This window comes from Sphingorhabdus sp. (genome assembly GCF_029865925.1).
Taxonomy (GTDB): domain Bacteria; phylum Pseudomonadota; class Alphaproteobacteria; order Sphingomonadales; family Sphingomonadaceae; genus Sphingorhabdus_B.
In genome coordinates this window covers 1-6,865 of sequence record NZ_JARXAI010000063.1, presented here as the reverse complement: position 1 = coordinate 6,865, position 6,865 = coordinate 1, and the positions used below count along the sequence as shown (strand labels likewise).

Here is a 6,865-nt window from a genome sequence, read left to right as displayed (position 1 = left end):
GGCGAACAGGCAGCTTCGCGGCACAATTGGCTTGAGCGCAACGCCTATGCCGCGCTTGACCTTGGCACCAATAATTGCCGGTTGCTCATCGCGCGGGCAGGTGGCGACGATTTTACAGTGGTGGATGCTTATTCGCGCGTTGTCCGTTTGGGTGAGGGGCTCACATCAACTGGTCGCATGAGTGATGAGGCGATGGACCGCGCGGTCGAAGCACTATCGGTATGCGCCGAGAAGTTAAAGAAACGTAACGTCGTGCTCGCCCGATCCGTGGCAACTGAAGCCTGTCGTCAGGCGGCGAACGGAGCGCAATTCATCGAACGGGTTAAGCGCGAGACCGGTATTCACCTCGATATCATCAGCCCGAAGGAAGAGGCCCGGTTGGCGATGATGGGCTGCCACGTGTTGCTTGAAAACGGTGATGGGCCCGCCCTTATATTTGACATCGGCGGCGGCTCTACGGAATTGGTGCTTGTGTCGACGAGCGGTCCCATGCCCGAAATTCTGGATTGGGTGAGCGTCCCATGGGGTGTGGTTTCGCTCACCGAAAGCGAACGGGTAGAGGGCGACAGCCCGGAGCAATTAAAGGCAAGTTACCAAGTGATGCGCGATAAAGTTATGCAAAGCTTCGCTGATTTCGCGGCCCGTCTTCCCGACGAGGGCGGAGACCGCCGCTTATTAGGTACTTCGGGTACAGTCACCACGTTGGCCAGCGTCTATTTGAAACTCAACAGTTACGACAGGCGGGCCGTGGACGGGCTGCATCTCCCGACTTCTGCGATGCGGGACATTAGCCAAGAACTTGCCCATCGCAATGTTAAAGGGCGCGCAGAGTTTCCAACCATTGGCCATGAACGTGCCGATTTGGTAGTGGCCGGTTGTGCGATACTTGAATCTATTTTCGACATATGGCCCGGTGAACGGCTGGGCGTTGCTGATCGCGGCATTCGCGAGGGTATATTGCGCGCGCTGATGGCCAGCGACGCCAATCGCCGTAATCGGCGGAATTGAAGCATGGCAGACAATCTTTTTGGTGGTAAAAATTCAGGCCGGACACTGGCCGGAAAACAAAAGGTCAAGACCGCAAAGCGCCGGACGGCCGGGTCGACACGCTGGCTTGAGCGTCAATTGAATGACCCCTATGTCAAACGCGCGCATGGCGAAGGCTATCGCAGCAGAGCGGCGTATAAGTTGGTCGAGCTCGACGAAAAATTTCATATTTTGCGCGGTAAAAGGGCCATTGTCGATTTGGGCGTTGCGCCTGGCGGCTGGGCGCAGGTTGTACGCAGACAGCAGCCAAAGGCAGCGATTGTTGGCATCGATTTGTTGCCCGTCGACCCGCTTGAGGGTGTGGTTCTGCTCGAGATGGATTTTATGCACGATAGCGCGCCTGATAAGCTCATTGCCGAGCTTGGGAGCGCGCCGGACTTGATATTATCAGACATGGCCGCGAATACGGTTGGGCATAAGCAGACAGACCATCTGCGCACCATGGGTCTGGTCGAGGCAGCGGTGGATTTTGCAGTCAAAGTGCTTATGCCTGGGGGCGATTTTGTTGCGAAGGTATTTGCTGGTGGCACCGATCCGGCGATGCTGAGTATCCTCAAATCGAACTTTACAACAGTTAAACACGCAAAGCCGCCAGCCAGCCGCAAGGGCTCGGTGGAATGGTATGTGATTGCCCAAGGCAAAAAGGGCTAATCAGCTTTTCGCGCGCGCCTTTTCGATGGCGCTCTGCAACGCTTCATACCCCAGCGCGCCCTCTAATATCTGATCGCCAATGATAAAGGTTGGTGTGCCATTGAAGCCGATCTGGTGCATCAAACTAAGATTACGTTCAATTTCTTGATTGGCTTGTGGCGAGGCCGCGAAGCTGCGGGCCGCGGTGATATTTAGTCCTGCGGTCTGCGCTGCTGCGGCTATGTTGGGTTCATCCGCCCGCCCAAGGGCAAACAGCGCATCGTGAAATGCCTTGTGTTTGCCCTGACGTGCAGCGGCGAGTGCCCACAATGCGGCAGTGCGGCTCGTTTGGCTTAGAATAGGCAATTCGCGATAGACAAGGCGGATATTGCCATCGCTCTTTAGCAAGCGTTGCATGTCTGGCAGACTCGCCCGGCAGAAACCGCAGTTATAGTCAGTAAACTCGACAATCGTCACGTCACCCTTGGGATTGCCTGCCTCCGCGCCAGGGAAGGGGGTAGCGATTTCATTTCCGGCCGCAGACAGCCGCTCTGTAACTTCACGCTGCTGTAAAATGGCAATGGCGTCGGTGATAATTTCGGGATTTTCGAGGATATAGGCCTTCACCAGTGCCTCAGTTGCCTTGCGGTCCGCGGGGGACATGCCTGCAGCAGACACAGCTGCATCCGCAGATTTGGTTGCGCTCTCCGAGGTTGGTGTGGCATTTAAAGCGCGATCTTCGGCAGGGGGTGGCCAAAAAATATAGGCTGCTAACATAGCCAGTATGATCAAACCCGCAACGACAGTGGCGATAATGATCCGGTGGTTTTGTGCGTGTTCTTTCATGGGCGTTGATTAGCCGCAACGCAGGCATTCGGCTAGCATTTTAACGACGTCCCTTCTTCAAGGACGCAAGCTTTGCTTCAGCCACCATGTTGATATCCTGAGCGCGGATCCAGTCTGGCGAATATTCCGGCAATCCCGCCATGGCGGTTTGCGCGTTGGGCAATGCAAGTTGCGGCGCGCCTTCCATCAAATAGCGTTCGGCGCTGGCGAGGGCGGCGCGCGCGGTATCGCCTTTTTGTTCATAGACAACGCCAAGTTGATACCAAGCGAAGGGATTTTGGTTATCCTTGGTTACCGCTGCTTTCAACACCTGCGCAGCCTCATCCAACTGTGCCTTATCGTCGGTCGCAATCAATGCATGGCCGAATATTGCCGCAATCAATGGTTGGTTACCTGTAAGACTTACCGCCTTGCGTAAAGGAATAATCGCTTCAGCTGGGTGACCCGATTCCAACAAGATTTGTCCATATAGTTCCAAGAAATATGGGTCGTCGGGTGCGGAAACGACAAGGGTCGAAGATTCATCTAATGCCTTTTGCGGATAGGCTGATTTGTGCCATGCATAAGCCCGTGCATATCGGGCGGGGACCGACTTGTCAGTTTCCGGATAGTCACGCAGTGTGGCAGTGGGATCAGCTAGATAACCTGTGAGCTTGGCCTTAATGCGTTTAAAATCACTCTCCCATTTCGGGCTTAACGGCGCGCTCCATGCAGGATCAACCGAGTATGTGTCCTGAAGAACTGCAATGCGCTCGCCTGACAAAGGGTGAGTCCGCCCGTAGCTGTCCTCTTGGGGAATGCCGAGACGGAATTCAAAATTCTGGAGCTTCTTAAAAAAAATAATGGAGCCGCGACCCGATATGCCAGCCTTGGAAAGATACTGCGCGCCCGCCGCGTCGGCTGTACCCTCTTGTCCGCGGCTGAAGGCTAGGAACTTCCCCATAGCGGCTTGCTGACCCGCCGATAAAATGCCCATACCAGCCTCACCGGCCCCCGCCGCAATAGCGGCTGCCGCAAGTATAAGGCTAGCGATGCTGATGCCGCTAGCCACAGAGGCGCCTTCGTCATAACGGACGGCGTGACCTCCCACGACGTGTCCAAGCTCATGTGCGATCACGCCTTGTACTTCGTTCGCGGAGGTTGCGGCATCGATTAAGCCGCTGTGGATGTAGACAGCTTGGCCGCCGGCTACGAACGCATTAATGGATTTGTCATTGATGAGGATGATTTCGACATTGTTGGGATCAAGACCTGCCGCTGCGATCAAGGGCGCCGAAATTTCGTCGAAAAATGCTTCAGTTTCTGCGTCGCGCAAGATTGACTGTGCCATCACCGGTCGCGCCGAAACCAACATGGCTAAAAACAGAATGAACGACGTACGGATGGCGCGAAACACGGTGATGCTCATATGCGATGAATGGCCCGATCTTGATGAACGCGCAATGAAGAAGTTTTATAAACAAAGCCCCTCCAGTCGATGACCAGCGGGGCTATGTTGTTTTCAGTTTTGCTGCTTCTTATCCGAATGTGCGCTGCCACCATCCAGTGCGTGGCGTACCGTCCTCATTGACGCCCTCTGCATCCGTGGATGCTATGTCTTGCATCGCACCCTTTGCAACGACTTTCTTGCGAGGGACTTTCGCCTTTGGCGCCTCGGCAATTTCCTGGGTTGCAGCTTCAGCTATTGCCGGTGCCTTGTCCTTTGCCTTAGCGCGTGACTTGGCTGGCGCCTTTGCCTTTGCGACAGGCGCATCATCGGTAGCAACTGGTATATCGGCAGTGGGAGCTTTTTCCTCTGCCTCATCCGCAACAGTTTCTGCCTTCGGCTCCGCACGGCTACGGCGCTTTGGCTTCGGGTCTGCCTCTTCGCTTACTTCGACCGGAACCGCTAACATTTCCGTTTCGGTAGGTGCTGAAGCTTCGGCTGCTGTGTCTAGGCCTGCTTCCTGAAGGTCGCGACCTCTGCCGCCGCGACGTCCGCGACGTGCTTTTGGCTTGGCTTCTGCATCCGCTTCGGGTGCTTCGACTGCGGCATCGCTTTCAGGACGTTCCGACGTAGCCTCGTTTTCGCCGGCAACTGCATCTTCGCCTTCAGGCCGTCCACCACGCTCGCGTCCCTTGCCACCACGGCGGCCACGGCGACGCTTGCGCTTGCGACCTTCGCCGCCTTCACCTTCTTCGCGTGGACGCTCCTCGCGGGCACGGCGCGGTTCGCGGGCGGTTTCTTCAACTTCATCAACTTCGTCGTCGAAATCGTCGATTTCATCTTCGATATCGTCATCGTCGAGATCAATAATAGGCGGTAATTCGACAGGACGCTCTGGACGTGGGCCGGAGCTTGAAACCGCAAGCTTTGCGCCCTCGGTCTCGCCATTGGGGACGATCAGAACGCGGACATGGTAGCGATCTTCAATCGCTGCGAGTTCTGCACGTTTGTTGTTGAGGCAATATATTGTTGCCTCTTGGCTAGCTTGCAGAACGATCTGGCTGCCATTACCCTTTGCGGCTTCTTCTTCGATAAGCCGTAATGCGGACAACGCGGCGGACGATGCTGTGCGCACAAGACCAGTGCCCTCACAATGTGGACATTCGCGGGTTGATGCTTCAAGCACACCAGTGCGTAGACGCTGACGGCTCATCTCCATGAGGCCAAAGCTGGAAATGCGGCCGACCTGAATACGGGCGCGGTCGTGTTTCAACGCTTCTTTCATTGCGCGCTCGACTTTGCGCGCGTTTGAATGATGCTCCATGTCGATAAAGTCGATGACAACAAGGCCAGCCATGTCGCGCAAACGCAGTTGGCGGGCAATCTCGCGCGCGGCTTCTAAGTTTGTCGAAAGCGCCGTCTGTTCAATGCCATGTTCTTTGGTCGAACGGCCTGAGTTGATGTCGATTGATACCAACGCTTCGGTCGGGTTGATGACAATATAGCCACCTGATTTCAACTGGACGATCGGCTGATACATAGCATTCTGCTGATCCTCGACATGGTAGCGCTGAAACAACGGTACTAGATCGGCATAATGCTGCACACGCTTGGCGTGGCTTGGCATCAGCAATCTCATGAAATCTTTCGCGGCCTTGTAACCATCCGGCCCTTCAACAAAGACTTCGTCAATATCTTTGTTATAAATATCGCGGATGGCGCGTTTGATCAGGTCGCTGTCGGTGTGGATCAGCATTGGCGCTGCACCGCGGAGCGTACGTTCTCGAATTTCGTCCCAAAGGCGCGCCAAATAATCAAAGTCACGCTTGATTTCAGGCTTCGTCCGGGCAAGCCCAGCGGTCCGGATGATGCAGCCCATAGTATTGGGTAATGTGAGGTCCGAAACAATGGACTTCAAACGCTTACGGTCGGTAGCGCTGTGGATTTTTCGGCTAATGCCACCACCATGCGACGTGTTTGGCATTAATACGCAATAACGGCCTGCAAGGCTCAAATAAGTTGTGAGTGCAGCGCCCTTATTACCGCGTTCTTCTTTAACAACCTGAACCAGCAAAACCTGACGACGATGGATAACGTCCTGGATCTTGTAACGGCGCCGCAAGTTCATGCGCTTTGCGCGCACCTCGTCGCTTGCCTTTGGTGCGCGACTTTCCCCGTTGCGGCTTCCGCGTCCACGGCGGCGGCGGTTATTGCGACCATTGTCGCCGCCATTATCGCCGCCTTCGTTTTCGTCTAAATCATCACCATTGCTATTCAGGTCGGGTTCTTCACCCTCTGTCATGTCTATGGTGTCGACGCTGTCGTCGCTGTCGACTTCAATAAAATCGTTTACATCGTCGTCGCGTTCGGCAGAGCCCTGCATGATGTCGGAAGGCTCATCGCTTTCCTCTTCTTCCTGCTCACGCAAAGCAGCTTCTTCCGCAGCAGCCTCTGCTTCCTCAGCCAACAATCGGTCACGGTCTTCCCTTGGGATTTGGTAATAGTCAGGGTGGATTTCGGCAAAAGCCAAAAACCCATGACGGTTGCCGCCATAATCGACAAAAGCCGCCTGAAGCGACGGTTCAACCCTGGTTACTTTTGCGAGGTAGATATTGCCTTTGAGCTGCTTGTGCTCGGCCGATTCAAAATCAAATTCCTCAATCTGGTTTCCTGTTACGACTGCGACCCGGGTTTCCTCCCGGTGACGCGCGTCGATAAGCATACGCGTTGTCATGTAATTTACTCCAGCGAGGCTGGCATCCGGTTGTCAGCCAAAGGCCGCTCGCTTCATTGTTGATGCATTGCCAGGCAGGACGCACAGCGTTCCTGTCGGCAAAGCGATATGGTGGAAATGAAAGAATTGCGTCTGCTGCTTGTGCATGGCGGGCGTGTATCGCGCGCGCTTGATTTCCAACC

General features: G+C 55.1%; 5 protein-coding genes. 2 read left to right on the top strand and 3 right to left on the bottom strand.

The annotated features are described in order from the left end of the window. The coding region (locus tag QE270_RS06350) for a Ppx/GppA phosphatase family protein (protein ID WP_300036847.1) at positions 1–1,008 on the top strand (1,008 nt) is incomplete at its 5' end. A 3-nt stretch (positions 1,009–1,011) separates the two neighbouring features. Further along, on the top strand, positions 1,012–1,698 hold the full coding sequence (locus QE270_RS06345) for an RlmE family RNA methyltransferase (RefSeq protein WP_300036844.1): 687 nt from the start codon (positions 1,012–1,014) through the stop codon (positions 1,696–1,698). On the opposite strand, the gene QE270_RS06340 is transcribed toward QE270_RS06345, so the two are convergent. The 3 genes from QE270_RS06340 to QE270_RS06330 form a co-directional block, all read right to left on the bottom strand. Continuing rightward, entirely contained in the window at positions 1,699–2,523 is an 825-nt protein-coding gene (locus tag QE270_RS06340; protein WP_300036840.1) for a DsbA family protein, read from the bottom strand. Positions 2,524–2,563: 40 nt separating this feature from the next. Further along, positions 2,564–3,931, bottom strand: a complete 1,368-nt coding sequence (locus QE270_RS06335; protein ID WP_300036837.1) for a M48 family metalloprotease — start codon at positions 3,929–3,931, stop codon at positions 2,564–2,566. A 109-nt stretch (positions 3,932–4,040) separates the two neighbouring features. Further along, positions 4,041–6,683: a ribonuclease E/G gene (locus QE270_RS06330; RefSeq protein WP_300036834.1), complete on the bottom strand. Its 2,643-nt coding sequence runs from the start codon at positions 6,681–6,683 to the stop codon at positions 4,041–4,043. Between the last annotated feature and the right edge of the window lie 182 nt (positions 6,684–6,865).

Bases quoted from the DNA above. Each gene is read 5' to 3' on its own strand.
- QE270_RS06330 (WP_300036834.1), bottom strand. From the start codon at position 6,683: ATGACAACGCGTATGCTTATCGACGCGCGTCACCGGGAGGAAACCCGG.
- QE270_RS06340 (WP_300036840.1), bottom strand. From the start codon at position 2,523: ATGAAAGAACACGCACAAAACCACCGGATCATTATCGCCACTGTCGTT.
- QE270_RS06345 (WP_300036844.1), top strand. From the start codon at position 1,012: ATGGCAGACAATCTTTTTGGTGGTAAAAATTCAGGCCGGACACTGGCC.
- QE270_RS06335 (WP_300036837.1), bottom strand. From the start codon at position 3,931: ATGAGCATCACCGTGTTTCGCGCCATCCGTACGTCGTTCATTCTGTTT.